21 protein-coding genes and 3 pseudogenes are annotated in these 25,861 nt (G+C 54.0%); 6 read left to right on the forward strand and 18 right to left on the reverse strand.

What is annotated here, in order from left to right:
• Positions 1 to 3: 3 nt before the first annotated feature.
• The 5 genes and pseudogenes from CV102_RS17120 to CV102_RS17135 all read right to left on the reverse strand — a co-directional run.
• On the reverse strand, positions 4 to 894 hold the full coding sequence (locus tag CV102_RS17120) for a carbohydrate ABC transporter permease (RefSeq protein ID WP_148859223.1): 891 nt from the start codon (positions 892 to 894) through the stop codon (positions 4 to 6).
• Between the two features lie 36 nt (positions 895 to 930).
• Positions 931 to 2,337 (reverse strand): extracellular solute-binding protein, encoded by a 1,407-nt coding sequence (locus CV102_RS17125; protein ID WP_148859224.1) that lies wholly within the window; start codon positions 2,335 to 2,337, stop codon positions 931 to 933.
• Positions 2,338 to 3,581: 1,244 nt separating this feature from the next.
• Positions 3,582 to 3,821 carry a hypothetical protein gene (locus tag CV102_RS17130; protein ID WP_148859225.1) on the reverse strand — a complete coding sequence of 80 codons (240 nt, stop codon included), beginning with the start codon at positions 3,819 to 3,821 and terminating at the stop codon, positions 3,582 to 3,584.
• A 4-nt stretch (positions 3,822 to 3,825) separates the two neighbouring features.
• Positions 3,826 to 3,960: a hypothetical protein gene (locus tag CV102_RS27045; protein ID WP_267903129.1), complete on the reverse strand. Its 135-nt coding sequence runs from the start codon at positions 3,958 to 3,960 to the stop codon at positions 3,826 to 3,828.
• Positions 3,961 to 4,148: 188 nt separating this feature from the next.
• A pseudogene (locus CV102_RS17135) lies at positions 4,149 to 4,442 on the reverse strand (zinc ribbon domain-containing protein); the annotation flags it as partial.
• A 226-nt stretch (positions 4,443 to 4,668) separates the two neighbouring features.
• Between CV102_RS17135 and CV102_RS17140 the strand changes: the two are divergent.
• Positions 4,669 to 5,268, forward strand: a pseudogene (locus CV102_RS17140) (DUF7437 domain-containing protein).
• A 232-nt stretch (positions 5,269 to 5,500) separates the two neighbouring features.
• Here the strand turns inward: CV102_RS17140 and CV102_RS17145 are convergent.
• Positions 5,501 to 7,117, reverse strand: a complete 1,617-nt coding sequence (locus tag CV102_RS17145) for an alkaline phosphatase (protein WP_148859226.1) — start codon at positions 7,115 to 7,117, stop codon at positions 5,501 to 5,503.
• Positions 7,118 to 7,332: 215 nt separating this feature from the next.
• Between CV102_RS17145 and CV102_RS17150 the strand changes: the two genes are divergently transcribed.
• The gene (locus CV102_RS17150; RefSeq protein WP_148859227.1) at positions 7,333 to 8,064 is read left to right on the forward strand and encodes a class I SAM-dependent methyltransferase; all 732 of its coding nucleotides are present in this window, start codon (positions 7,333 to 7,335) and stop codon (positions 8,062 to 8,064) included.
• Positions 8,065 to 8,246: 182 nt separating this feature from the next.
• On the opposite strand, the gene CV102_RS17155 is transcribed toward CV102_RS17150, so the two are convergent.
• Entirely contained in the window at positions 8,247 to 9,569 is a 1,323-nt protein-coding gene (locus CV102_RS17155) for an HNH endonuclease (RefSeq protein ID WP_148859228.1), read from the reverse strand.
• 194 nt (positions 9,570 to 9,763) lie between these two features.
• Between CV102_RS17155 and CV102_RS17160 the strand changes: the two genes are divergently transcribed.
• Entirely contained in the window at positions 9,764 to 10,411 is a 648-nt protein-coding gene (locus CV102_RS17160; protein WP_148859229.1) for a hypothetical protein, read from the forward strand.
• Between the two features lie 139 nt (positions 10,412 to 10,550).
• Here the strand turns inward: CV102_RS17160 and CV102_RS17165 are convergent, their stop codons facing one another.
• Positions 10,551 to 11,321, reverse strand: a complete 771-nt coding sequence (locus CV102_RS17165) for a hypothetical protein (RefSeq protein ID WP_148859230.1) — start codon at positions 11,319 to 11,321, stop codon at positions 10,551 to 10,553.
• Positions 11,322 to 11,410: 89 nt separating this feature from the next.
• On the opposite strand from CV102_RS17165, the gene CV102_RS17170 reads away from it, so the two are divergent.
• Positions 11,411 to 11,638 (forward strand): hypothetical protein, encoded by a 228-nt coding sequence (locus CV102_RS17170; protein ID WP_148859231.1) that lies wholly within the window; start codon positions 11,411 to 11,413, stop codon positions 11,636 to 11,638.
• 460 nt (positions 11,639 to 12,098) lie between these two features.
• Here CV102_RS17170 and CV102_RS17180 read toward each other — a convergent pair whose 3' ends face one another.
• The 5 genes from CV102_RS17180 to CV102_RS17200 form a co-directional block, all read right to left on the reverse strand.
• Positions 12,099 to 12,917: an ion transporter gene (locus CV102_RS17180; RefSeq protein WP_222863707.1), complete on the reverse strand. Its 819-nt coding sequence runs from the start codon at positions 12,915 to 12,917 to the stop codon at positions 12,099 to 12,101.
• A gap of 162 nt (positions 12,918 to 13,079) precedes the next feature.
• Positions 13,080 to 14,498 (reverse strand): restriction endonuclease, encoded by a 1,419-nt coding sequence (locus CV102_RS17185; protein WP_148859233.1) that lies wholly within the window; start codon positions 14,496 to 14,498, stop codon positions 13,080 to 13,082.
• Between the two features lie 305 nt (positions 14,499 to 14,803).
• On the reverse strand, positions 14,804 to 16,174 hold the full coding sequence (locus CV102_RS17190; RefSeq protein WP_222863708.1) for a GIY-YIG nuclease family protein: 1,371 nt from the start codon (positions 16,172 to 16,174) through the stop codon (positions 14,804 to 14,806).
• A 291-nt stretch (positions 16,175 to 16,465) separates the two neighbouring features.
• On the reverse strand, positions 16,466 to 17,281 hold the full coding sequence (locus CV102_RS17195; protein WP_148859235.1) for a hypothetical protein: 816 nt from the start codon (positions 17,279 to 17,281) through the stop codon (positions 16,466 to 16,468).
• Between the two features lie 252 nt (positions 17,282 to 17,533).
• Positions 17,534 to 18,022, reverse strand: a complete 489-nt coding sequence (locus tag CV102_RS17200; RefSeq protein ID WP_148859236.1) for a hypothetical protein — start codon at positions 18,020 to 18,022, stop codon at positions 17,534 to 17,536.
• Between the two features lie 378 nt (positions 18,023 to 18,400).
• On the opposite strand from CV102_RS17200, the gene CV102_RS27410 reads away from it, so the two are divergent.
• Positions 18,401 to 18,592: a DUF7386 family protein gene (locus CV102_RS27410; RefSeq protein WP_449289633.1), complete on the forward strand. Its 192-nt coding sequence runs from the start codon at positions 18,401 to 18,403 to the stop codon at positions 18,590 to 18,592.
• Between the two features lie 75 nt (positions 18,593 to 18,667).
• Here the strand turns inward: CV102_RS27410 and CV102_RS17210 are convergent, their stop codons facing one another.
• Positions 18,668 to 19,945: an McrC family protein gene (locus CV102_RS17210; RefSeq protein ID WP_148859237.1), complete on the reverse strand. Its 1,278-nt coding sequence runs from the start codon at positions 19,943 to 19,945 to the stop codon at positions 18,668 to 18,670.
• A gap of 5 nt (positions 19,946 to 19,950) precedes the next feature.
• Positions 19,951 to 22,014, reverse strand: coding sequence for an McrB family protein (locus CV102_RS17215; RefSeq protein WP_148859238.1), 2,064 nt, complete (start codon positions 22,012 to 22,014; stop codon positions 19,951 to 19,953).
• Between the two features lie 335 nt (positions 22,015 to 22,349).
• On the opposite strand from CV102_RS17215, the pseudogene CV102_RS27250 reads away from it, so the two are divergent.
• Positions 22,350 to 22,691: pseudogene (locus tag CV102_RS27250) on the forward strand (DUF7342 family protein); the annotation flags it as partial.
• Positions 22,692 to 22,696: 5 nt separating this feature from the next.
• Here CV102_RS27250 and CV102_RS17225 read toward each other — a convergent pair.
• The 3 genes from CV102_RS17225 to CV102_RS17235 form a co-directional block, all read right to left on the reverse strand.
• Complete coding sequence (locus CV102_RS17225; protein ID WP_148859239.1) at positions 22,697 to 23,179, reverse strand: hypothetical protein; 483 nt, start codon at positions 23,177 to 23,179, stop codon at positions 22,697 to 22,699.
• 3 nt (positions 23,180 to 23,182) lie between these two features.
• On the reverse strand, positions 23,183 to 23,773 hold the full coding sequence (locus CV102_RS17230) for a DUF7342 family protein (RefSeq protein ID WP_148859240.1): 591 nt from the start codon (positions 23,771 to 23,773) through the stop codon (positions 23,183 to 23,185).
• A gap of 638 nt (positions 23,774 to 24,411) precedes the next feature.
• The gene (locus CV102_RS17235; protein ID WP_148859241.1) at positions 24,412 to 25,764 is read right to left on the reverse strand and encodes an FAD-dependent oxidoreductase; all 1,353 of its coding nucleotides are present in this window, start codon (positions 25,762 to 25,764) and stop codon (positions 24,412 to 24,414) included.
• Between the last annotated feature and the right edge of the window lie 97 nt (positions 25,765 to 25,861).

Here is a 25,861-nt window from a genome sequence, read left to right on the forward strand (position 1 = left end):
CTTTTAGCCTCCGTAGTGAATCCGTTTGTCCGAGATGACGATCTGGGCGATTGCGAGAACGACCGCGATGACGAACAGGTACACCGACTGAACGGCCGCAGAGCCAATGTTGAACTGCTGGAATCCGCTCTGATAGAGCTGGTAGACCATCAGGTTCGTCGCCTGTGTCGGCCCGCCGTTGGTGACCAGATCGACTATCGCGAAGCCGCCAAAAAACCCGCCCAGCGTGTTTAACACGAGCAGGAACAACAGCGTGGGAGCGATAATCGGCAGGTATACTTTGTACAGCATTCGCCACTGGGGGACGCCGTCGAGGCTCGCAGCTTCGTTAAGCGAGTCAGGGATGCTGTGAAACGCGGCCAGCAGGAAGATGATGTCGAACCCAAGAGTGTACCATAACACGCCGAGGGAGACGACCCAGAACGCCTGAGTTCCGTTGACGCGCCAATCCCACTCGAACGGCATCACGGCCTCGATGGGGGCGCTGATAAGCCCGATCTCCGGGTGGAGCAACACTAGTAACACGGTGCCCGCGACTGCACCGGGCATGGCGTAGGGCCAAATCGTCGCCACCATATAAACGGTTTTGAACCGATCGACGGTGTAGATCCAGTAAGAAATCAGGATCGAGATGACAAGGGTGCCAACGATCGTGACGAGCGCGAATTTTAGCGTCACCACGACGCTGTTGTGATACCGATCCCACTGTAGGACCTCGAGGTACTGGTCGATGCCGACCCAAGTCCCACCCTGCCCGAAGAACTGCGTCTCGTAGAACCCCAGCCAGATAGTCCGTGCGGCAGGCCAATAGAGGAAGACCGCAAAGATGGCGATGGTGGGCAATAGAAGCAGTATCGCCTGCAGGGTACTGCCGTATGCTTCTCGTTGTGACATAATATGTGATGGATACGAGTAACTCTTTGACAGATATTACGCGTCAGGGTGGCCGTCCTGAAGGATGTCGTCAATCCGGCCCTTATATGTCTCCAGAGTGTCGTCAAGGTCTTCGCCCTGTCTCAACTCCGTCCAGATATCCATAATTTCAGGATTGATTTCGGGTCCATCGGGAAGAATACTCAGACGAGTGTATTCACTGGTCTCACTCTCCTCGAGGGACTCGAAGCCGGCGGTCCATGCGGGGTTCTCGTCGAACCAACCTTCCTCCTCGAGGATTTCTCTGGAGCCGACATTGATCGGGAAGTAACCGGTGCGTTTGTGCCACTCCGCCTGGGGTTCGGGACCGGTAATCCAGTCGAAGAAGTCGACAACCGCCTCTCTCTCTTCCGAGGAGTCGACGGCCATCTCCGGGACCCAGAGAGAACCTCCGCCGATCCGACAACCGTGGCGATCATCGTGTGGACTGAACAACGGTGCGGCTCCGAGTTCGAACGGCTGTTCTGCTTCCTCGGCGAGTTGGGCCGTTCGACCGAGTCCCGCCGTCGAGCCGAGCGTAATTCCGACTCGCCAGCTTTGAAGCGCAGCCCCGGAGGCGTCACCCCAGCCCTGCTGGGTCGCCATGTAGAGCCCGTCGTCGTACATCTCCTTCCACCAACCGTAGATCCGCTTGGCGGTCCCTTCGTGGAGATTGATTTCGGTTGGTCCGTGTTCCGGATTCCCTCGCCCGTTCTGTTCGTTGTACTGGAAGGCTTCAGCCCACCCGTGCCACTGTGCGGGAAACCACCCGACGTTTGCCCAAGCGCACCCCTCCTCAGCCTGAGTGTCGTCGACGAGCGCCTCGGAAACCTGACGGACCTCGCCGAACGACTGTGGAGGATCCTCTGGATCCAGCCCGGCCTCTGCGAACATATCCTTGTTGTAGCTCATGATCGCTGTCGAGTTGTTCACAGGGAGTGAAAAGTACCGATCGTCATTCGGGACTGAAAAGTAGTCGAGAACAGGCTCCATGAACCTATCGTCGAAGTCGATTCGATCTTCGAGGAGATCGCTGACCGGAACGAATTGTCCCGATTCCATCGCAGCGATGTTAGCATCGGTGGCGAGAAGCGTAATATGAGGGGCATTTCCGGCATTGAGTGACGACATCGTTGCCTGGAAATTGTCGCCGTATGATCCCTGAGAGGTGAGGTTGACGTGGACGCCATTATCCTTCTCGTTGTACTCCTCAACGATTTCCTCTAGATGGCCACCCAGTTCGCTGCCAAAGATGTGCCAGAATTCAAGTTCGACGTCGCCGGCGCTTCCGGTGCTGCCGGCGACAGAATCGTCGGTGTCACCACCAAGACAACCGGCGAGGGTGGTTATACCGATGCCTGAGGCACCGATGAGCGTTTGACGTCGTGACACGAACTGGTTGTGTTTGGTATGGCTTGGAGCCATTACCAGACCCTTAGTCAGTTACTACATGAACGGTTATATGTGTAATAAATATCGGGGTCTACCGTTACTACCGTCACACACAGCTATCTCTCAATATGGAGGCGATAATAGAAAGAGTACAGGCTACATTACGGACAGCGATTTCTGAGGCCCTCGAGAGCCAGGTACTGTTATAGAAATTTTCACCGATTAATATAAATAAAACTAGTACAACTTAGGCCAATATCTACGAGAGCCATGTTGTAACAGCGATTCGTAGCTTACACTCTATTAAGAGATCTCGATAATTAAAAGCCCAACCATTTTTACCACGATATGTTCGGGCAAAGGTTGGGAACGACTTTGTTTTCTGGCAGAAGTCGATTGATACTGCGGCTTTCATCGGTGATCATCATCCAGGGAAGGTTCCGGGTGCTCCCCGAATCTACGGCCGAGTAAGGTCGGATCAGCACTGGATAATACCACAACTAGTAGCGGTTTTTACGAGGCCGTGACTTCCCGCACTTACGGCGTCTTCGCCTCGAATTGCTTGACGAACTATTAGGCGACCGGTTCACTAATCAGCGGGAACTGCCAAAATGAACGATATAGAATACACCGATAGTGAACTCGAAATCGACGAAGAGACGGTCATGCTCCCGGGCCCGATTCAGAACATCGTGACGATCGATGACCTGATACTAGTACTATTTTGCCCACCTGATGCCGAGACAAGCGGTAGAAATATCAGAGCTTTCGATCGATCCGAAACGGAACGGTGATCGGTAGAACCTGCAACGATGCCAACGGGAAAATCGTACCGCTATATGGGACTCAGAATGGAAGGCGATGAACTCTGGGCATACAATTGGAAAGGAAGCGACTATCGCATCGACCCTTCTACGGGGGAAATAGAGGATAGCAAACTCTCGAAATGACCGGGCGACAGCGAATCTGACTGCGAGACTAATCGATCCGTGAACGTCCACAATCAACGCGAACTGCTACAATGACCACCGTAGAAATTCATTAATGACGAGTCAGTGGTGCCCGACTCCACTCGTTCTTTAAGTGGTTCTGGCTACAAGATAGAGCCATGACGGGAAGTTGTTCTCTCGTATCTTCACACTCAGTAGCTTGGTCTGGCGGCACTGCCCCCGGATAGCGAGTCGTAGGATTATATCCGAAGCTGAGGCTAACGCCGGCCGATGCATACGACTTCATTATCTCCCCGGCCTATTGGAAACGCAAAAAAGTGATGACTCTCACCGGACCTGGGAAACGATCTCCAATTCAGATCTAGTAGGAACACTCACTGTTCGCCCAAAGAGATATCCCATCATCAGGGTCGCTATGCTAACCATCTCTGGTGTGAGATCCATGATCCCGAATCCAGTGAGTACAAACGTTATTATAACGGCTACTACAAACACGATAGCCAAGATAGCTCCCGGGTCACCGGTGCCGTAGGTCACCTCGCCGGTTCGTGTCCTAGTTCTGGCCATCGTCCTACACCTCCTCCTGCTGCTGATCTTCTGGGCGTTCCCCTGCGTCCTCGGCTTCTGCTTCTTCTTCGAGTTCCCTCATTATTCTCTCTTCGTACCAAGGATCAAATGTTGCTATTAGTCGTTCTTTGATGTCCATACCACTAATGTATATAATCCACGTTCTTGTATATATAGCTACCACTTGGATAAGAATATAAACAACATAGTGAATTATCGATCTATCGCCCCGATCGGTGGGGTGAACTACCCGACCCTACCGCTCGCCTGACTGCTCGGGCTTGAGGGTAGCGCGGGACCTTCGGTCCCGCTGACCATGCGAACGGGCGCTTCGCGCCCGTGAGCAGATGGGCTTCCTGCTTCCACGACGCGCTTTGCAGGAACCGAATGGGTTCCCGTAGGGAGCGCAGTCTCCACAGGCGGTGATTCGGAGCGTCCCGCTCCTAACTGCTTGATACCGCGAGAAAGAATGTTCCAGGCCGCGTTCCAGTCTCTATCAGCGATGATTCCGCATGAGGGACACGAGTGTTCGCGGACCCACAACGGCTTGTCCGTCTCGGCATCACACGCCGCACACTCTTTGCTCGTCCCTGCTGGATCGACAGGGACCACGAACAAGCCGTTCCACCCAGACCCGAAGCACTCCTCGGTATCGCCCCGAAGACGTACTCCTCGTTGATTTTGACCGCTTCCAATCAGGGCTAGACTCGGTCGGTGAGCCGCTACTCACGACGGTATTGAAGGCCAATTCAGTTGCTCGTCAAAAGGATTATTTTGTCTCGATACCAGCGAAGTGGTCCAAACACTCCTTACTGTTTCGCTGTAAACTGTAATTAGAACCGGAACCATGTCACGCACCTCGAATCGGACTGACGGTGATATCGTCCGCGATTTTCTCTCGGTCGCCGACCTCCTCGAAGAGCCACAACTGGCCCAGATTTACGCGTACGTTGCTCGCGAGGGTGAGGCGACCGTCCAAGAGGTTATCGACGAACTCGAGTTCGCATAGGGAACGGCATACACCTACGTCAACCGGCTCGTCCACGGTGGTGTCCTTGAGATGACGCGAGACGAACAGCCCCGGCAGTATGCCGCCCGTGAGATCGACCTAACCGTGACGGCAGCCGGCGGCGATCGCAAGTACACGATTACGCCGGCGCTGATCGACACTGTTGGCCGCCGCGAGACCAATGGTGACATCGATACCTACATCGACCGCCACGGTGTCGCCGGGCTCGCGACGGCACTCACCTATGCCGTCGCACGAGAACGTGGAGAGGTAACTCATCGGCTGATGGCTCAGGATCTCGAAATCTCGCCGCTTGCTGCGGAGATTGTGCTTCAGGCACTCCGAACCATTGTGCACGAATACTACGAAATCGAGGACTCGGGAGCGTCGCTTGATGCGATTGACGCCAACGATCACAACGTGACGGACGAGGCATGAGTACCCGTCATATCGCCGACACTAGTCTGTTCGTCGCTATGGGGAAGCCATCAAATAAGAGCGGCGAAGGGCCACAGGCGGAACTTCGAGTATCTCTCACCCGACTGCTCAAGAACGTTCAGTGCTATTGCTAAGCTCACCGAACACATCATCACCGAGCATCCAGGAAAGTACTAATGCGACAGCTGGTCGGATACTGAAGCAAAAAACGGTGCGACGTTGTCGCGGATGATTAGCGGTTGGTGGCGAGAATCGATGATTGATCGGGCTGACTGGTCTCGGCGTGGCCCGCCTCGGAGTCAATGCCGGCGATTGCGAGTACGTCAGCGAGATCGACGACCCCGTCCCCATTGACGTCGAGTTCCTCGGTCAGGGTGTCGTCAGCCGGGCCGAGATACTCGAGAGCGAGATACGCATCGCGAGTATTTTTTGGACCGCGCTGACAGATCTGTCGTTCCCACTGCGCTCGCTCGTCCTCGTTAATTTGGTCGACGCCGCCAAAGATCATAAGCGCGCTAACCGTCGCTGAGAGGTCCGCGAGATGGAACCAGTTCCCCGCCGTCGCGTTAACTCCGGGGCCTGATGCGACAGCAAGCTGGGAGGGACCGGTGTGGCTCGTGATGTAATCGTCAGGCATCTTCCCACCCCAGTCGATGCCGACATGGGGCGAGACCGCTCGTCCGATAACCGAATCGAGCCCCCAGTCGGCTTCGCCCTCGTCATACGTCGTCTGGATCTCTTCGAGGTCACTATCGTCGAGTTCGCCCTCGAACTCGACATACTCCTCGATCCGTGCTTCGAGGTCGGGGTTATCACTTTCCTGGAGCTCGATAGCGAGCGATTCGAGGCTTCCCTCAATCCCACTCTCGAGACTGTCGAGATCGAGGACGTTCCCATAGTCGTTACCACACGTAAAGCCGCCACACTCGTGGTCGGACGTAACAACAACGAGCGTGTCGTCACGGTCCTCTGCGTAGTCGAGCGCGACCTGGACTGCGTCGTCGAACTCTTTGGTCTCGGAGATACTCGTCCACGGGTCGCACTGGTGGTTGGCGTGGTCAATGCGCCCACCTTCGACCATCATGAAGAAGCCATCTTCGCCTTCGAGGCGGTCGATCGCTTCGGCAGTCATCGTATCGAGCCATGGGATGGTGTCGTCACGATCGAGGGTGTAAGTCATTTGGCCCTCGTCGAACAGCCCGAGCAATTTCCCATCGCCGGCGGCCTCGAGATCGTCAGCCTCGTAGAGCAGCTCGTAGCCCAGCTCTTCAGCGACTTCGATCTGGTCGTCTGACCAGATATCGACGCCGGCGCCGAGCAAGACATCGATCTCGTTCTCGAGGTAGTGGTCGGCAATTTCCGGCTGCATATCGCGGTCGGGAACATTCGCGCCCCATGAGCCAGGGGTCGCGTGTGTCATCGTCGTCGTCGTAACCAGTCCGGTATTTTTCCCGACGGCTGCGGCAGCCTGGAGCTGCGTCATGATCGGCGTGAAATCGTCTTCCTCCTCAGCATCTTCGGGTCCGAAGACGCTGATCTGGGAGTCGTGTGCTTTCAGCCCAGTCGCAAGCGCTGTTCCGGCCGCACCGGAGTCGGTGACCTGACCGGCACGTGGTTCAGTCTGGACCTTTCCGACGGAGGTCATCGACTGCATCGCGAGATCGCCGTGGACAAAGCGCGTTGCCTCAACCGGATCGAAACCCATTCCGTCTCCGACAAGGACAATGACGTTATTGATCTCACTCCCGGACAAATTGCGTTCTGAATTGGGTTCGGCACTGGCTGTGTTGCCGAGGGCAGTGAGAACTCCGGACGCGCCGAGTGCTGCAATAAAGTTACGCCGTTTCATTTGTCTTCTACGCTGCCACAAACATTAATGATGTATATAGTATTGACGATTATTATAAAAATACTGAATTAAATATAAAGTCCGAGTGAAAAGAGGAACCAATGAGGGGACACCGATCTCAACGCATGTGACCGTCTAGCACGGTAAAAAGATCGACTCTTAGGGATAGTGTTCATCGCTTCCCGCAATCACCCCTCAAGACACGAATTAGAAATATGACCTTCGAAAGGACGATCGACTGGGACGCATTCTGGTGTGAAGCCAGCGACCATGAGCAAATGAAAGCCTCAGCTAGTGGTGAACACGTTCTCGAAATTCTGCCCCCATTCTTTGCAGCTAAGGGCATTCCGAGTTCATTCGCCGATATTGGCTGTGGATCAGGTATGGTTACGTTCGAAATGGCGCAGCGGTATCCGGAAATGACGGTCATCGGCTACGATGCCGCTGAGTCAGCCCTTGAGTCGAACCGCGAGCGGGCTCGGGTCGGCGGTCGAGCCGAACGCGAAGACAGCGAGGCGACACGTACTCGAGAGCCAGTAGCGAATGTCGGTTTCGAGCAAACCGTTCTCCCCGAGTTCGATCCAGGCCGCGAGTTCGAGGTGGTGTTTTCTTACTGCACGCTCTGTTATGTCGCAGAGACGGATCGTGCCTTACGAAACCTCTACGAGGCGGTTGAAGACGGCGGGTACCTCATCCTTGGCTACGTTAGCCACCACGCACGCCGACATTTCCAGGAGCGCTTCGGCGATTCAACGCCGGGATCGTCGCTCGGTCAGTTTGACCCCGTCGAACGGTTCGAGCTGGTGCTCGACGGCGAAAGCGTCCTGTCGTATCGGCGCATCCACGACGTCCTTGGCACCTGGCCGCGAAGCATCTGGTCGGTGGTCGAGAAACCTGACATGCAGTGGGCCTGGGAGAACGTCCCGCTCGTTTGGGTGCCAAAGTGAGGTCGGGCGCGTTTCGGCACCAATTCCTCGAGTGTAGCCGTCCCTTCGGGAAGGTCCTGTACAACGAGCAAGCCGTTCCAGCCGCTTCCGAAGTAGTCTTCATCGTCTTTACTCCAAAGACGAACTCATCGTTACAGAGGAGGAAGCAAGATATTCTAACGCTTCTTTGATGCCGGTCCGGACTAGAGGAATTTTGCGTTCCGTCGTTCTGCTTTCGCCATTAGCTTCTGGTTGAACGCATCACCATCGCGCCCTTGATGCACTCGTCGATGGCAGTTTGGACACAGAGCGATGACGTTCTCCGGTGCATCTGGCCCACCGTCGCTCTGTCGTGTAAGGTGATGGACCTCGAGAAACGGCTCACCCGTGCTCGTTACGAAGGGCGCGTCTTGCTCACAGCCTTGGCAGATGCCGTCCGCCATCCGAAGCGCAAACTCGCGGACATACTCTGATCGAGGATACGAGCGACCACCAGAACGACTCGAGGAAGTGGGCGATCCTGTTGGCGAACTCTGTTTTGCCTTCTCGAAAAGCTTCGCATCCGAAAGCGATGCCGGCGTACCCTCCTCGAGTTCGATCTCTGTGCCGCCTACAGGTGCTAACCGAAACTGGAACGCGTCACGAGGATCATCGTTCTCGTCTTCGAGTGTCCTGCTCTCATACCCGATGTATTCGTATTCACCGAGGTAGGTGACGATCCACGGCAGGTCTGTGCTCTCGAAGAGATGAAGGGATTTGTCGTTCTCCTTGTGGTCACGAATGGCTTTATTCCCGCCGTCCATCGTCATGTCACCTTCTGTCCCTTCGCCGGTGTAGAGAAAGGTGTCGTTCTCGAGGAATTTGTCTTCGTACCCGTAGGCGTCTCCCGAGTCGCCGGTAAATATGAGAACGAGAGGAAGGGCACTCGGTTTGGCGATTCCTTTGTATCGTTCTCCTTTGAGCACATCGTGAATGAACCAGCGATTATACGCTGCACCAACTTCGAACTCGCCGTCTTCGATCGGGATCGAATAGATACCATCGTTTTCAGTAACCAACTCGAGCGATTTGAGCCAATCCAGGTGCTTCGTTACGACCCCCTTTGGTAACTCGTGATCAGGATAGGCATTACGGAGGTGTGCCTGTATTTCGTCGACCGTTCGATGACCATTCGGAATGATCCTGGCGATCTCTCGGAATCCGTCGACAGCCTTCTCGAGGCCCTCGTACATGACCAGCGGCTCGTTGTGCCGCCAGAAGGTCTCCCCCTTGTTCGTGGTGTGATAGCCGTCTGGAGTGCTGTCGAGTAGGTCGATGGACTCGAGGAATGAGATGTTTCGGCGAACGGTTTGTTCTTGACCGGACCGTCTGGTTGCTTTCGAACCGGCTGGTGTGTGCTCTAGAATCCAGTCGATGAGGTCTGCCTCAGTCGGCTCTTGTTCTGAGACAAACTCGAGGGTCGAATGGAGATACTGGATCCGACCGTCAACCCCACCGAAAAAGCGCTCGGTCGTCATTCGGCTCATAGAAACCGACTTTCATGCCAGCTGTATATTCCTATGGGAAATCATCCAGGTGGTTGGTAGAACTTCATCCTTCAGACGTGCTACGCGTCGTCTGGAGACCACTAATGAGGTCGAAAGAAGGAAGAGGCGAGCAGCTCACATTGGCCGATAAGTAAGAGAACATATATCCCCGGCAGCAGAGGGCCTAAACGATAATGGCAGCAGAACAGACATTGACTGGGGAACTCGCAGAGTCTCTTGCCGATGTCATCCACGATGTCGATCACACTATTGGTGAAAATAAGACCTATGGTGCTGGAATTGGCCCACACGACGAGAACGATCAGGTCGACGCTCTGGTCATGGAGGCCCGTCGTCAGAACAATCTCCCAGGGGATGTGTCCACTGCGAAGTCCAACCCATCAGACGTCAAATATCCTGGCGGCCAGTCCGCTGATCTAATACTTGAGACTTCTGAGTTGACGGAATACTGTGAGGCAAAGCTATTTCGATTTGTCAAGGCGAACGGGTACCCATCGCCACAAGGCTATAGTAAAGTCTTCAGCCCCTATCAGTCCCACAGTCCACGCTCGTTCATCCACGATGTAGATAAGCTCGCCGACGCTGATATCAGGGTCGCAAAAACGCTCTTAGGAATATACTATAGGCCTGTTGAAGATGCCGGCTCTCAGATCACTGGTGAGGACATTGCCGAGAAGTTTGTGTCCGACGTTGGGCTATGGACTGACCACGAGATAAGCATCGACACAGTCGCCCCTTTCTCAGGACTCCAGCATAATGTTCACCAACGGGGAGCAGTACTCGCTTGGAAGGTTGACGATCAGCCCGAACGATTCTTCTGAGGCGTACCGTTCCAATGATGAATTAGCTACCTCCTCATAGTCAAGCCAATGTATTTATTTTGTCGAGAACGCCCTCGCTCTTTCGGCGGAACATCCAGTTGATGGTGCGTATCGACGGTAATTCAATCGTTCCAGTCAGTCAACTTTCCTTGTGGGTTTTTTCAAGGACAACCCAATCAATGTCTGATCCATATTTATAATTGATACTGGGATTGTACTTTGTCAGTGGGTCGAATTCACTGATTTTGGACTCAGTCCCTGCGTTTTCATCAATAGTTGGGTATAGTGACTTGATATTCGGATCGTCAAGGATACTAGAGTATAATGATCCAATCCCTGCCGATTGTTCATGGTCGTCCTTTTGGCTAATACGCTGTTTAGCCATCTGCCATATTATCCCTGTCGTGGTCTCCGAAGAGGTATGTTCTGTTTGTGGACGTTCATTATTTCGGACTGCCCATTTCGCTCGACCTTCGCTCATGTCCTCTTCTGTTTTCAGTCGATCTTTTGTGTTCGCATCATTATATAATCGCCCTAGTGGGGAATTCCCCGTTGCAAGGAGGAAAACGTTTGGTTTAACCTGATCTGAGTCAATAAAATACGACGTTTTGTCACATTCGTAGTCCCACCAATATTGAACAATCTGTGCTGCTCCTCGATACACTTGCGAACCATCGGTACCAGCTTTTACTTCGCAGACTAGTATTCCCAAGTTAGGATGCGTGACCAGAAGGTCCGGTTTTGTTGCACCAGAGGTTTCGAAGATATCACGGCCCTCAGAGTTGTCTTCCTTCTCCCAATACACATCTGCATTATATCGTTCAAACCACTCTGATAACCGTCTTTTTGCTTGATCTTCCCGTGGAATGTCCACATTTTCATTAGGTGACCAGCCTTCGACTATCTTCATATAAATAAACTATTTCTATACAGTCACATAATTCTTTGACACCATTGACAATAAGTTGTCATATCTCACCAATTTACTGGATTCGTCTCATGCACGAAGAAGTGCATGAGCTCGAGCAGATTCAGGATATGGCCATCTCCGTAGACATTCACATCGTTGGAATGACGAATCAACTTCGGCCCGATGACGGAGAGTTTGACCCACACGATGACGAAGACAAGGAAACAATTCGCCGGTACTGGGATGTGATCTTCGAACGCAACGATCTCGTCCCTGTACAGGTGGACAAGCCGCTATGGTTGCTGAACAAATATTGAGGTGAAGGTGGTCGGGTCTACATCGCGAAAACGCTGCGACAAATTCGAAGGGAGGTCCGGCCAAGGTTCCATCTTTTGATGACTACGTTTTGGCTGGTAGTCAGAGTAGCCGACTACGATCTCAGCTTTAGCGTTGATCAGCAGCCAGTACGTATATTTATATTGGATACCGCGGCCAGAACCTCTAATGTCATATATCGTTGGGGACCCAGTCCGCGTAGATATTCCAGATGAGACCAATCCCTATCATCTTCTCCATGGCGAAGAAGGCTTTGTCCTGGACTCTATGGAAGACGGTTATCGAATTGGATTGATTGAAGTCCCTGTTACATTTTTTGCGTATCCCAGAGAAGTCCGTCCCTCTCTCAGGATGTACTGAGTGATATCTAGTACAGCTCTAATGGGATCATCTGGTGTTACGAGATATCGAAGTAATCCGTTACTCCGAGAAGGGATCTCCCTATTCGGATTCAAGTATCTTCTCGAGATCCTCTTCTAAGATCTCTTGGTTGCAGTGCGGACATCGATCGATCTTCCCCCGAGCAGCCTCGATGAACCCGGATGCGAGAATCGATGCTGGAAGTGCAAAGAGTCCAATCCCGGTGATTGCAATTACCGCGCCAAGCACTTGGCCTACTGGTGTAACTGGTGTGACGTCGCCATACCCAACCGTTGTTAGCGTAATCACCCCCCACCAGAGCGACGCAGGGATCGATGAGAAGGCCTCTGGCTGCGCACCACGCTCAGCGAAGTACATCAGACTCGAGGACATCAGTAGGACAATCGCTCCCACGACCGACGTGATGACTAGCTCTTCGCGCTTGAGGTGGAGCACTCTAACGAAGAGCTGGATGGATTCTGAGTAGCGGGCAAGCTTGAACAGCCGCAGGAACCGGAGCAAGCGCAGTGCTCGAAGGAATCGCAGGTCGAGGATTGCACCGAAGAAGAACGGCAGAATGGCTAACAGGTCGATCATCATGTACGGCGAAATTGCGTATCGCAGTCGGCCCCATATCGGATGTTGATACTCCGGGTGTTCTGTTGCAGACCAGAGTCGACTGAGATATTCCATTGAGAAGATCGCGACTGAGATCGCTTCGAACCAGAGGAATTCGGTGGCATACGAAGCATAGAGTGAATCAACGGTCTCGAGCATGACTGCAATGACATTCAGAACGATCAGTCCCATGATGACGTGATCAATGTAGCCTCCAGTTCGGCCACCAGCACCCACTTTGAACAGCCCATGCACCCAGCTTCGGGTCTTACGATACTCCATGAAAATCACTGGAAACAGACTTGTAATAGATCTGCCGACATCCGATTTTATCATCTGTAAAATTGAGTCCAAAACTCAAATGTATATCATGAAAATAGGCTCAAAATAAAATAATTTCAGATATATTGATTGATCGGTTCCGGAGTGTTAAATGGTTAAAATCTATATTCCGAGTGTCTTGTACCGCCGATAATAGTACAGCGGAATAGCAATATACGGAACGACCAAACCACCAGCTAAGTAAGCGAAGGCATTTGGCTTCCAGTCGGTTTTCGAGCGCACATAGCGCATGTCAAGGTACCACATTACTGGTAGAAGAACCATCAACGGAAGGACAATAGTAAAACCAATCACATCAGCTAAACCAGCGAGGATGCCAATTCCTGTTGAGTCAAGCATACCGGCAGCTAAGACCCCTATAAACCAGATTCCAAGACCTTTTGGGAAAAGGCGATGCCAGGGACGGCTCTGCTCAAGCGACTGAAGCCACTCTGGACTTTGGTCCGGTGTAATCGTCTCAGCGTTGGTACTCTGCTGCGTTCCGGTTTGAATTTCGGTTTCAGTTGAAACACTGGAAGCTGATGTTGTGTCAGGATCCGTTTTCACATCAGTTTTTTCTGTAACATGAGGGGCGTATTCACGAACCGTATCGTAGGCATCTAGTTTGTGTACCAACTGCTCAAGACTATCTCCATCGACAAGCTTCACGTTTAGATCCCTAGCACGTTCTTCTGCGGAGTTTGTGAACCGGTTCGAGGTTACGACGACTACAGAATCCGCATCCGGCTGTTGGTGTTTGAGGCTTGCATATTGTTGGATGTCGGGTCCACCGACGGTAGTATTTGGGCCGTAGCGTTTTGCCTGTATCAGCTTTTTTTGCGCATACGGGCTGGATTTTGTCGCAGTTACGTCGATGCCAGCATCCATCGAGGCCTGGGAGACGTTACAATTCCACCCCTGCTTTTCCCAGAGATCGGCGACAAAGTATTCGAAGTCATAGTCATCCATTCCCTGCAGTATCCTCTTGATATCCGCCTCCTCCAGATTCTGGATCTCTCTTTGCTGTGGATTGGAATTCGAACCAGTGAGATTGCTTCCGGTCTCGCCTTGCGTCTGTGATGGAGCTAATTCCTGTGCTCGGTTGAGCCGCTCTTTCATTCTGTCCTTTGGAGTGGTACCGATGCTTTCGCAGGCATCGATGTACCGATTGAGGATCTCCACTTCATCTCTATATCGATCGTCCTTTCGATAGATAATCGCGAGATGTCGATAATACGCGGGTGCAATTACAGCAGAACCATAGGGTTGGTTTTGTTCCCATTCCGCTTCTGCTTCCACGAAATCGATGCACCACAGGAGTAAGCTCTCAGCTTCAGTATGATTTTGCTCTCGTTTTAATTTCTTGACCTCTTCTATCGCCTCAGTATAGTGGTCGTGCGGATATTCGTCAGCTCGATCCCAAACCCAATCATCAGCAGATAGTCCACTTGAGTTTCTGCTCTGTCCGGTAGCATCCGTAGAAGAGGTGGTGTCTCCCCCACCACCAGAGCCGCTGAAAAATTTTCGCAGCTTGTCCACCATAGGCGTGCTTATCGACCATACGATAATAGATGTGCTGGTATTCAGAGAAGAATCGTTTGCTAACCATTCACCACTGAGTATCCGTCGCTTCTCGACATCCCGATTGATTGGAGCGCGGTGACGTGTTCTCACGACTTTGACGGTGGGTAGCTGACGAACTGTCCACACGTGGAGCCACGGTGTATAGCTCCCGAAACGGTAGCCTACTGTGTTCACTAATGATGTTCACTCTTGAACACAACTTCTGAAGACGAATGAAAGAATAGAACAATCGGAAGGGGGTCAAGCAGGCAATCGAGATCGTCTTACTCCGATAGCGTTTCGAATTGATGGTCTTTGGATTTGATTGGGGCGTCATCCGGGGCACCCGAATAATTGAGGAGTTCAGACGGGTATGCATCCTGTGCGAGGCCGATAAGAAGCGGCTCCGCCTCCGCGAGATAGGCATCATACCCGTACGGGCCTCGATACGCGTCCGAATCCCATGCTCGAATCCAGAGGTAGGTCTGTCGCTTAAGTGTTCGTGACCCCTGCTCGAACAGTTCGCTTGCCCACGCGAGTTTTTTCTCCTCTCTTCCGAACACAGTATTTGAGAGCTCGCCGATATGCCAGTAATCCCCATCTCCCCACCGTGCGAAGCTTCCCGTTCGATCCCGATCGAAGGCAATCTCTGTGAAGTTCGCGCTGAGCTCATTTTTCTTTCCGTAGGCCTCCGCCTTTCCGATATAACGTGGGATCACGTCCGCCGGCTCGAGATCGTCGCTCCCCGGTGCAAGCTGATACATGACGTATAAAAGCCCGTCCGGACAATTCGGCGGGACACCATCTTTAGATACGCATCGTTTTCCTTCGCGACGAATTTGCTCATCAATAGCGTCGCTTCGTTTGAGCCCCTCCTTCGGCGTTAGCTTCACTTTTAGCTCTTCGTTCGTCTCAAACAGGGGAATCGGATCAGCTTCTGATGGATCTTGGATATCATGCAGAATGGTTTCTTCGACCCAGTCGTGCCAGAGGTCGGTCTTCGATTTCCCTGTCAACGGTCCGTCAGCGGTAAGCGAGATCGATGTCGGCTCGTAGCTCTCGGCACCGGTGAGCCACTTCGGACCTACTTTCCCCATTTCGTGGACGACACGATTTGGAACAAATTCACGATTTGCGAACTCCCGTTCGAATCGCGATTGTGAATGCACGAGCCCGACGAGTTTTGCCTCGAGCTCTTGGCGGTATGAGGAGTGACCGTACGGGCCTGCATCGAGCTCTTCAACATCGAGAATCCAGGCATAGAGAGGACTATCGGCGTGTTCATAGACGGCGGCCATATGATCGTATTTCGACCAGCTCCCCCATGATCCATCATCTTCCCAGTCCTCGGTTGGGAGCGCATCGCGGATTTTCTTAAAGTGCTGATAGAGTCGTGAGGTAATGCTGTTTGTCTCACCGATGTAGACCGGGATAACATCGCTTGCTTGCTCCATCGGCTCGTCTATGAGATAGAGGAGATAGAGATACTGCCCATCACCACGTCCATACCGATAGCTATCGAACTCGTCGATCGTCTCGAGTTCTCCGCCGGATGTCTCGATCATCGGGACGGGATCCGGTGTCTCAGACGAGGAAATATCCGTGAGAAGCGATCGCTCGATCCAGTCATCCCAGAGTTCCGCTTTCGTAGTCATCAATCAAACTAAGATACTAGATCGCTTCACTAACGCCTTTGGATGCAATAGACAACTGTCAATCTATTTTCATAAAATCTCAGTAGAATAGACTTCGATATCGAAACTCGCCTCCGCAGATCGATTCCCGTTAATATTTTTATTGCTTGTCGTACGTTTTCTGGGAGTGCTTCGTGCTTCAGCAATTCACGGAGATTAGCAAATGCGTCCGATGGTGATTACTACCATTGTTTCTCCTATCCCTCCCATCACAACCAGCTACCAAGAGAAATCATTTGTAGAGAAGGTCAGTCAATCACAGATCTCGACTTCTTCTTCGTATTCGCGTTCAATAGTAAGCTCTACAGTTGCTGGAATTGGGGTCTCTTCCACGCGTTCAAAAACATAGTCCCATGTTCCTGTCGTCATCAAAGCTGTATTTTCCACAATGAAATAATACCGATCATCTTCTGGTGCAGTAAAACTATCGCCAATAGCCTCGGATTTCGAGTGTTCTCTGTGAATATTTCCAGCTGAATCCTCAATACGTAGCTTAGGACGAGCACCATCGACCATTCGGATGTAGTAATTCAATCGACTCTCTTCCCGAAGTTCGACCCAGGGATCAAGTTGATTACCGGCCCCAACGTCTACTCGGTCCTCCATTAGTTTCTCACGCTCTTCTTCGGTTTTCTTGCCAAGGTTTGTGATCCGTACCTCGCCTTTGCCATCGCTATCAAACTGGTGTGTTATAGTGGAAGGAAGGCTAGTTTGACTGTATATGATTTGTCCTTGCGGAGAAACAATCTCTACCTCTACATCTTGCTCATTTGAGACCGAAATGTCGAAATGTAGCGTGTCACCATCTTCACATTGATATTCCTGAGTCCAGTCGTCGTCACCATCAATATCCTGTGACTGAGTGATTATGTCCTCACTCTTTGAGTTCGGTTCGGTACGACAATCTTCTTCCAAACTTTGATTTTCAGTTGAATCAGAAGCCCCATCTTCAGAATCACTACTTTGCTCAATATCCTGATCGCTAACACTATCCTCCTCAAGACATCCTGCAAGGGATCCAATACTACCAATGCTACTGGTTGCTACCAGCATCTCTCTACGATTCATATCCATCGAAAAATACTCGTCTGGTAAATGTTTTCTTCTTTACCCACCTCCAGAGTGCATTCTGTCAAATATATTGTCTAATAGAGAGACATTCGCTAATTCGGAAGATTTTATAGTTTTAGTATTTCTTGGTGTTCCTTTTGTTCCACTCTTATTCATTGTAGACTGGCTTTTGTCGTATAATGTAACAAAACAGAGAGGGACTGTAGGGAATCTGCGAGGACATCATCAATAGAGCTTTCAAAAAATCGCTTAAGTTGATTTGTTCTCGAGCTTATTATCTGCTCGCCGCTTAAATGCCCAGCCGATTGCAGCGACGACGATCGCGCCGACAGTAAAGACAATGCCCCAGATGATGAGGCCGAGAATGCCGCCGACGAACGTCCCGGCCGCTTCAGCGCTTTCGCCCGCTCCGTCACCAAGAATCACGGGGAGGTAGAATAAGACGGGTGTGAGTAACATCACGAGCGCCGTTATCCAGAGGCCGGAGCCGATCGCCGCGCTTGGAATCGGTTTCTGATAGAGGTAGTAGGTCGCACCCGCCCAGAGAGCGAGAAATGCAAGGATGGCAATGCCGAGATTACTCGTCGCCCAGGCACCGAAGCCCCCGATAATGAGGCCCATCACGGCGGCTGTGATTCCCATCTTCCAGGAGATCCCGCTTTCATCGGTCTCCGTCGAGTCGTCGTATTCCTCTACCCCTGTTTCCCCGTAATCGTGTGGCGTAGGCTCGCTCGCCATACCATCTCTCACTCCTTTATATACCAAAAGTATAGTTAGAGTACAGACATGATATGGGAGTGCTACGCCTTAATGTGGTCTGTTATAGGCCAGAAACCATCAATAGAAGGGCTCTGAGCGTATCTTGTTTCGAAATCTGGCTCGTTCAATTATCGGAGCTGAAGATGCGATAAGACCGATCAGTGATCGGAGCTCTGCTTCGGGTGAGTCGGATCACTGACCCGGCTGTCCTCGCTCAGCACCGCTCATTGACCACAGCTGATCTCGAGCGCTGCTCGAGACAAGCTCATTCCTTGGACTAACCCTCGTCTTCCGTTCCTCGAACTGGGCTCGATCGCTGATGACATCTGAATGAGGGTTTAGAGGGACGAACAGGTGGTGGCGAGAAGTATCCATGCAACTCGCCAACCTACTCAGAGAGACCTCCTGAACATTGACAAACGGGCTAGCGAGATCGTGGCCGCCGACGTGAACGACGACCCGCCGATGGCCAACGGCCTCGACACGGTGCTCCCCTACCTGATCGAGACTGAGGAGAACATCCAGGCCGTGCGCGACAAGTACGTCTGAGACGATCCAGGTGCTGTGCAACACGAACATCGACGGCTACGGCACCAGACGAGCGTCGAGAGTCGGTGGCAGTAGTTACAGACCTTTCACGATTTCAGTGACTTTCGACTGAATCTCGTCGGTGAGTTGTTCCTCAAATGTTTCGTAGGAAGCAGCGTCTGTGGTGTTCACCTCGAACACATCGAAGCTCGTCTCGTCGGTGTCACGAAGATAGGAGTATTTCTGCTGAAGACGTCCGTCGAGGTCGGGATAGATCAGTAGGACCGGCGCATCTACCTTGGCCTGGTACGCCGTCAGCTGATAGAGGTCGGAGGAGCTTGGTCGATTCGAATCCGGATCTTTCCACTTCGCGTCTCCGACTAGGACGGTCACGTCGGACGAGCGCGGCGTCACGTACACATCAGGATAGAGTTTCTGAATACGGTCGTCGGTGGACGCTGCGGTCAGGAGATACCCGATATTGGTTTCGGCTTCGCCTCTCGGATCACCATCTCCAGCGACCCTAAACTCACCTGGACCGAGGGCTCGCTCGATGGCGCGGAAGACGATGTTTTCGAAGAGATCGGCCGTCGAGAGCAGGATTGACTGGAACTCCCGGTGGCCGGCCCCGAGATTGTCGATGTACGTCTCGTCGAGGATCAATTCGCACAGGGTCAGGATGCGTTCGTAGTAGTTCGTTTGCCGCGTCAGGACGATCTCCGATGGATCAATTCGGATGGCAGGTTCGTAGTCGAGGTACTGGCGGAGTCGCTCCCGGCCTTGCCAGAGATCGCTCTCCAGGTCCGGTGAGGAGACGAGCGGGCGAAGCTTCTCCAGCGCCGTCACCAGTACGTGGTTGATCGGGAGGTCGTAGGTGAGTTCGTCGTACTCGCAGGCGAATCGCGTCGCGACCGGGCCCTGGGTAGTGATCTGTCTGGTCACGTCGAACCGGCCCCGGATGTACTCCTCCATGTCCTCTTCTGTGCGGTACTCCTGATAGAGACCCCGCCGGAGGACCCGGTCGAGTTCCGACACGAATAGTTGAGCGACAAGGTCAACGAACGAGTCACCAGCCGAGATACCGACGTCCCGCCCTTGTGCGAGGGACTCGTCGATACGCCCCGAGTAGGCGAGGTAGTAGAGCAAGTTGAACTCGACTTTTGGAGTCACTTCGAGGACACGGCCACTCGGCAGGCCAACGAGCCCGATCTTCCGGCCGGGGTTTACAGTCACACGCCCGTCAGAGTCGAGTGAGACTGAGAGGTCCTCGGCTGCTTCAAGCGCCTCGATGTCCTTCGGTGGAAGACCGATATCAAGCTCACTGTCGACGTCCTCCTCGATCGAGATCGTATCAGTTCCAAACGCCGACGACATGAGCGTCAGGAGGACCCTCCAAGATCGAGCCGGTCCAGGTTCTGTTCGACCAGGTCGATGAGCGATTGCTGGAGCGTGGCGGGATCGAAGTTCCCGATGTCCTGGGTGCGTTCGTCGAAGAGTGGCGACTGATCCGTATCGAACATGTCCCGCATCAGCCGGGAGAACTCCCCGAAGTAGTACTCCTCGAGGAGCGGCAGAATATCGTACCGCCAGACGTCGGTCAGCGCACGCTCCTTGCGCATCCCGGGTTGCTGCCACGCCTCCGGCAGCAGGTACGAGTGACCGATCCGCTTCCCACGGTCAAGGTTCGAGTCGTGGATGATCTTCAGGTTGATCACTTCGAGCGCGAGGACGGAGGCTGCCAGCAGCGGCTCGAACCCGCTCCGGCCAGTCTGGACGAGGTCGTAGGCTTCCTGCCGCGAATCGAACGGGTACGCCTCATGGTCGTAGAGAACCTCGTAGTTTGGCGGGACTGGAATCGTTGCGAACCGTCGTCGGAGGGCGGCATCCACGAGCGCGATCGATTGGTCGGCCGTGTTCATCGTCCCAATGAGGTAGACGTTCGGGGGGACGGTGAACTCGTCCCCGGAGTGGGCGAGTTCGGCCGGACGTCCGCGCTTACTCTTCTCAATCAGCGTGATCAACTCACCGAAGACCTTCGCGAGGTTCCCACGGTTAATCTCATCAACCAGGAAGAGATAGCTCGGGGGTGAACCAGGTCTCCCGGCCTCCAGCCACTCCCCGTACGCTCTGTTCGCTCGCTCGCAGAAGTCCTTGAACACGCCGGCTTTTAGCTCGAAGGGGCTGCCGGATTCGGTCTCCGTTGTCGTCTCCGATCCGGAGAAGTCACCGAGGGTGGTCGAGCCGTTTTCCGTGCCGTCACTATCTTCGGAGACGGTGTAGCCCTCAATGAAGTCCTCGTAGGAGAACGAGGGGTGAAACGTGACCATCTTGATCCGGTCGCCTGGATCAAGCGCCCGAGACTCTCGGCCCACTGCCCACTCCGCGAATATATCTGCTGTATAGGACTTGCCAGTCCCGGGCGGCCCGTAGAGGATTACCTGTCCTTTCCGCTCGAGCTGATTGTTGAGCCGCTTCGAGAACGCTAAGTCAAGTGGCCATTCCGAGAGATCCCAGTAATCGTACTCGAGGGCAGCAGTGGCCGAATCGATGAACTCGCCGAGCGAGCCGTACTCTGCGGCGATGGCCTCTCGGTGGGTGTCTAACGCCGTCCAGCCGTCGTAGGGATGCCCGGAGTATCCAATGACATCGTCGTCCCAAAAGCGATCGATATCGATATCGGCGGTGTAGACCCGCGAGAGGTAGACGATATAGTTGAACGGGTCATCGGCGTCGTACGTGGGCCAGACCTCCTCGCAGAAGTCCATTGCGCGCTCATCGTTGAGTTTCTCCGTCCCTGCGACTTCTGCGACAGCAACGTACCTGTCGCTGATGAAAAAGAGCAGCCAGTCACCCTCCGAGACCTCCTGATCCGAGACGGTACTCTGGCGGTTGCCCCACAGGCGGACCTCGTCCCGAAGGAAGTCCCGATCCGTGAAACGGGCGACCGTCTCCGCCGGGACATCCGACAGGACTGTCTCCTGGAAGTGCTGTCGCATCCCACCGGACTGGGAGACGCGAATGGTGACGAACCGAGTGTCCTCTATCGAGTACTGTTGTTTCGGTCGGCCCAGTCGATTCTCCGCAGTTGGTTCTGGTGTTTCAGCGGTCTCATTGCTCATCTTTTGATCGGACCGGCTGGTCCATGCTTGGTCGATCTGCTCGAGTGCAGCGTCGAAGTGATCGCGGTGGTAGTCGTCTCCGTCCGAAACGTGGTCCTCCCACGTCTCCCGGCCACACTTGCTCTGGACAGTGTTTATTTCGATTCCTTCTTCGTCCGCGACCTGTCGTTGAGCCTCTAATCGGCGCTCTTCGGTGTCTCGATCAGAATCCGATTCGAGAAACAACTCGACGACACGGGTGATCTGCCGCTCACGGGAGTCACTATTGTCCCAGTGTTCGGGAAGATATCGATCAATGAGATCGGTGAGTGTATCGTCGTCCATACTGTTCGAGTGGTTGACCCGTTCGCTTAAATTGCATCATCGTAACTGGACGTGTTTTCTCGGTTCTGAGCAACGAAACGAATCGGTGTTGATTTGTTGAATTGAGTGTTGACTTCCTCCGCGGGGGCAAGCCCCGTGACATCCGCCTCGCAATTCTGTGAACCGCCTCGGGCTCAATGGTCCGAGAGCGTCGCTCTCTCGTTATCAAGCAAAACCGGCGGTATCACGACCATCTCGAATCTCCGATTCGTTCAGTCACGAAAACCTGTCTTCTGAACGACCCCGAAGCACTCGGGTGCTTTTTACTGCAGTTGCAACCAGCCGCGGTATATCCCGTGTCTACAGAGGTTTATTCCGTCTCACGGCCACTCTTCGAACATGGACGAACGGATCCAGGACCGAAGGCGGACACCGACGAGTGAGCCGAGTCACCGAATTTCGACGCGCTAACGCCACCCGAAGAGCTCGTTCGCGATGACCGTACACGCGACGATTTCTTCGATGCAGTCCTCGCACTGGATAGTCCAGCCACCGCGAGTGAAGTTGCCGATCTTGCTGGCCATTGAGTGGATGCTGCGAGGGAGTATCTCGAGTGGTTCGGCCGGATGGGAATCGTCACGCAGGTCACCGAGTCGCCGGCGACGTACAGGCGAAACCAGGAGTCCCTGACCTACAGAGCTCTTTAGGGCGGATTGCTCCCTGCGTTCAAGGGAGAGATCGATTCGGCGTGGTAGGCGACTCGCCATAGCTTAAGGACTGCCCGCGCAACCAGCTTCTCCGGTGATTGGGTAATACAGGAATCCTCGACCTCGCTCGGATCGGAGGATGCATTTGGCGGCGGGTGGTAATGTTCGAGCCCACGGACGTTGACGTAATCGTTATTGTGTGGATGTTTGCCCCACCGTAGATTCACGCCGCATGAATCTGTATAATGGAACTTGTAGTCGTCTTGTGTCGTCCATTGGACGTCGATGCGCGCCGTGTCGGCTCCGCAAAGGCCATCATCGTACGTGACTTCGAGCCTCTTCGGATTCAGATAGTCGTCTAACTCCGCGGTCGCTAGCGGCTCGTCAGCGTTGAACACCTCTCGAATGGCGAGAAGAGTTGCCCGGTCAATCGGACCTCTAAGCGAGTGTCCTTCCTCCGCCGTACTATGCTCTCCCATCTGTTACTGGGCGAGTGCGCTTCCATTCGGTCGTGACTCCTCGCCAACGAACCGTTCAGCGTTGGCGATCGAGAGCGCAGCGTTGGCGAAGGCGAGGTTCCGACGCGTCGTCTGCCACTCCTGGATCGTCTCGGGGTCGAGATCGTCATGGGTTGTGTCCGCCTCGGACAGGGTTTGGTTTGTTCGTTCGATAAGTAACTCCTCTGGTGATTCGACGCCGTATTCAGCTTGAAAGTTGCTAATGCGCTCTCGCATTTTCGCGACGCGGGCGATCAACTCCTCTGTCGAGACGTGCTCTCGGATGTCTGCCGCTTGCTCGACAACGAGTGACTCCGGTGAGCGTCGGTAGGTCGTACCCCCGTTCTCGCCGGTATCAGTCGTGACGAATCCTTCATCATCGAGGGCGTTGAGGTGTTTTCGTGCTGTCTTCGGCGACGTGCGTGCAGTGTCGGCGACAGCGTCTGCGGAAACTGGGGTATAGGCACGACTGATGATTTCGCGAACGCGCTCGTAGGGGGTGGTCTCGTCTTCCCACTCCGCGCCAACTGCCTCGTTGACATCGTCGAACTCTTCGGGGCCAGTAGAACCAGTCATATGCTCACTTCGTATTGGGGTAACATAGTCCTTTGGCAGGGTACTATATTCCTTCAAACTGGGCGAAGTAATCTTGCCTCAATTCGTGGCTTCGTGTCACGTGTCGAACACGAGTTACGAATTTCTGAAATGGTACCGAGGACTAGTACGCTCTATTCCCTCTATTTTGCCAAATCTTGCTACTCGAACTGTTATTGTATTACTCTCACAAAATTAATACATAATCCCGGTCTGGGCTTGATACGATTCCTGCAGTTCCCCAATAACTCTCAAGTTCAGGATGTGGATTTCTACAAACCACTAGAATGCATACAAGTTATGTGACAACAGCGGTTGAAACTAGTGATATCTCCATTTAGAACGCTATTGGAGTAAAACACCAGTCATTACACGTGCAAATTGAGTAAAACAATATAGTACAAGGTATCTCATCAGTGTGAGTCCGCAGATCGCCTTATCAAGGACCCGGACACGTGAAAGACTTCGGGACGGACAGACCATCAACCCACGAATGTTGGCCAGTTCGTCCACAGAGTATGGTGATGAACCGGTTGTAGCCTCAACTTGATCGATCGCTCGGTACGGTCTTCAAGTCGGATCAAGTCGATGAATCAGCCGGACCTATGTGCTGAATCGGCTTACAGATCAAGTTTCCCTACGAGTACCTTTGCGGCGGTGAGAATTGGATCCCAGACAGGACTGAACGGGGGCGCGTACGCAAGATCAAGATTCTGGAGTTCGGAGACGGTTAGCCCGGTAGTCAGGGCGGTTACAACCGTGTCGATTCGCTTTGTACCCTCATGGCCGACGAGGCTCGCACCCAGCACACGCTCGCTCTCCCGATCGGCAACCAGCGTCACGGTGAGGTCGGTCGCACCGGGATAGTAGTGTGGCCGCGTCGGCGCTTCGATCGTAACGTGAACTGGGTCGAACCCAGCCTCACGGGCTCGCTCCGGATCAATTACCCCGGTGCGTGCCGCACCGAGGTCGAACGCTTTGACGATCGCGGTGCCGGCCGTTTCGCCGGTCGGTGTCGGGTCGTCGGAGATCGTCGACCCGATCGCTCGGCCGGCCCGGTTTGCAGTCAGCGCTAACGGGACGTGATCGGGTTCGCCGGTCACGGCATTCGTCGCTTCAGCGCAGTCGCCAGCGGCGTAGACGTCCGCAACGTTGGTGCGGCCGTACTCGTCGGTCGCGATCGCACCCGTCGGACCGAGTTCGATCCCGGCTTCTTCCGCGAGTTCGACGTTCGGCGCGACGCCGACACCGACGATGACGAGATCCGCCGGCACCGCCCCCTCGTCCGCGAGTTCGACTGACTCGACCGCGTCGCCCCCGGCAAACCCCTCGACCGCTGTCTCGAGGTGGAGATCGACGCCCTGCTCGCGGAGGTGGTCCTCGACGACGCGGGCCGTCTCCTCGCCGAACGGCTGGAGGATGTGCGGGAGCATCTCGAAGATGGAAACGTCGACGCCGCGTTCGACGAGCGCCTCGGCCATCTCGACGCCGACGTAGCCGCCGCCGACGATCGTCGCCGTCTCCGGATCGACCGCGGTCACATAGTCCTCGATCGCGTCCGCTTCGTCCATGCTCCGGAGGGTGAACACACCCTCGAGGTCGATCCCATCGAATGGCGGTTCGATCGCACGAGCGCCAGTCGCGAGCAGAAGATCGCCGTAGGGCTGATCGAACCGTTCACCGTTTGCCTCGACGGTGACGGTCTTCGCCTGAGGATCGATCGCGACGACCTCGTGGCCCGTTCGGAGGTCGACGTCGCGCTCCTGGCGGAACTCCTCGGGCGTCACGGCGACGAGATCCTCGAGGTCCTCGACAGTGCCTTTCACGTAGTAGGGCATCCCGCAGGCCGCATACGAGACCCACTCGCCCTTCTCCAAGACGATCACGTCCCGGTCTGGGCCCTCGCGCTTTGCCTTGCTCGCGGCGCTCATTCCGGCCGCGTCTCCGCCAACGATGACGAACGGTGCTGTCATGGGCGACGGTACGACCGCGAGTACATAAAGTATTCCGTGGATCACCCAATATTGGGAACAGCCAGCTAGAGCTACCGAACGGGGCCTCGATCGGCGG

Source organism: Natronococcus pandeyae (assembly GCF_008122205.1).
GTDB classification, from domain to species: domain Archaea; phylum Halobacteriota; class Halobacteria; order Halobacteriales; family Natrialbaceae; genus Natronococcus; species Natronococcus pandeyae.

What these genes read in the sequence shown, in the direction of transcription:
- CV102_RS17230 (WP_148859240.1), bottom strand. Translation starts at nt 23,773, where the DNA reads ATGACTGGTTCTACTGGCCCCGAAGAGTTCGACGATGTCAACGAGGCA.
- CV102_RS17120 (WP_148859223.1), bottom strand. Translation starts at nt 894, where the DNA reads ATGTCACAACGAGAAGCATACGGCAGTACCCTGCAGGCGATACTGCTT.
- CV102_RS17190 (WP_222863708.1), bottom strand. Translation starts at nt 16,174, where the DNA reads ATGACTACGAAAGCGGAACTCTGGGATGACTGGATCGAGCGATCGCTT.
- CV102_RS17185 (WP_148859233.1), bottom strand. Translation starts at nt 14,498, where the DNA reads ATGGTGGACAAGCTGCGAAAATTTTTCAGCGGCTCTGGTGGTGGGGGA.
- CV102_RS17195 (WP_148859235.1), bottom strand. Translation starts at nt 17,281, where the DNA reads ATGAATCGTAGAGAGATGCTGGTAGCAACCAGTAGCATTGGTAGTATT.
- CV102_RS17145 (WP_148859226.1), bottom strand. Translation starts at nt 7,117, where the DNA reads ATGAAACGGCGTAACTTTATTGCAGCACTCGGCGCGTCCGGAGTTCTC.
- CV102_RS17125 (WP_148859224.1), bottom strand. Translation starts at nt 2,337, where the DNA reads ATGGCTCCAAGCCATACCAAACACAACCAGTTCGTGTCACGACGTCAA.
- CV102_RS17235 (WP_148859241.1), bottom strand. Translation starts at nt 25,764, where the DNA reads ATGACAGCACCGTTCGTCATCGTTGGCGGAGACGCGGCCGGAATGAGC.
- CV102_RS17165 (WP_148859230.1), bottom strand. Translation starts at nt 11,321, where the DNA reads ATGAAGATAGTCGAAGGCTGGTCACCTAATGAAAATGTGGACATTCCA.
- CV102_RS17160 (WP_148859229.1), top strand. Translation starts at nt 9,764, where the DNA reads ATGGCAGCAGAACAGACATTGACTGGGGAACTCGCAGAGTCTCTTGCC.
- CV102_RS17155 (WP_148859228.1), bottom strand. Translation starts at nt 9,569, where the DNA reads ATGAGCCGAATGACGACCGAGCGCTTTTTCGGTGGGGTTGACGGTCGG.
- CV102_RS17130 (WP_148859225.1), bottom strand. Translation starts at nt 3,821, where the DNA reads ATGGCCAGAACTAGGACACGAACCGGCGAGGTGACCTACGGCACCGGT.
- CV102_RS17170 (WP_148859231.1), top strand. Translation starts at nt 11,411, where the DNA reads ATGCACGAAGAAGTGCATGAGCTCGAGCAGATTCAGGATATGGCCATC.
- CV102_RS17225 (WP_148859239.1), bottom strand. Translation starts at nt 23,179, where the DNA reads ATGGGAGAGCATAGTACGGCGGAGGAAGGACACTCGCTTAGAGGTCCG.
- CV102_RS17210 (WP_148859237.1), bottom strand. Translation starts at nt 19,945, where the DNA reads ATGTCGTCGGCGTTTGGAACTGATACGATCTCGATCGAGGAGGACGTC.
- CV102_RS27045 (WP_267903129.1), bottom strand. Translation starts at nt 3,960, where the DNA reads ATGGACATCAAAGAACGACTAATAGCAACATTTGATCCTTGGTACGAA.
- CV102_RS17215 (WP_148859238.1), bottom strand. Translation starts at nt 22,014, where the DNA reads ATGGACGACGATACACTCACCGATCTCATTGATCGATATCTTCCCGAA.
- CV102_RS17200 (WP_148859236.1), bottom strand. Translation starts at nt 18,022, where the DNA reads ATGGCGAGCGAGCCTACGCCACACGATTACGGGGAAACAGGGGTAGAG.
- CV102_RS17150 (WP_148859227.1), top strand. Translation starts at nt 7,333, where the DNA reads ATGACCTTCGAAAGGACGATCGACTGGGACGCATTCTGGTGTGAAGCC.
- CV102_RS17180 (WP_222863707.1), bottom strand. Translation starts at nt 12,917, where the DNA reads ATGGAGTATCGTAAGACCCGAAGCTGGGTGCATGGGCTGTTCAAAGTG.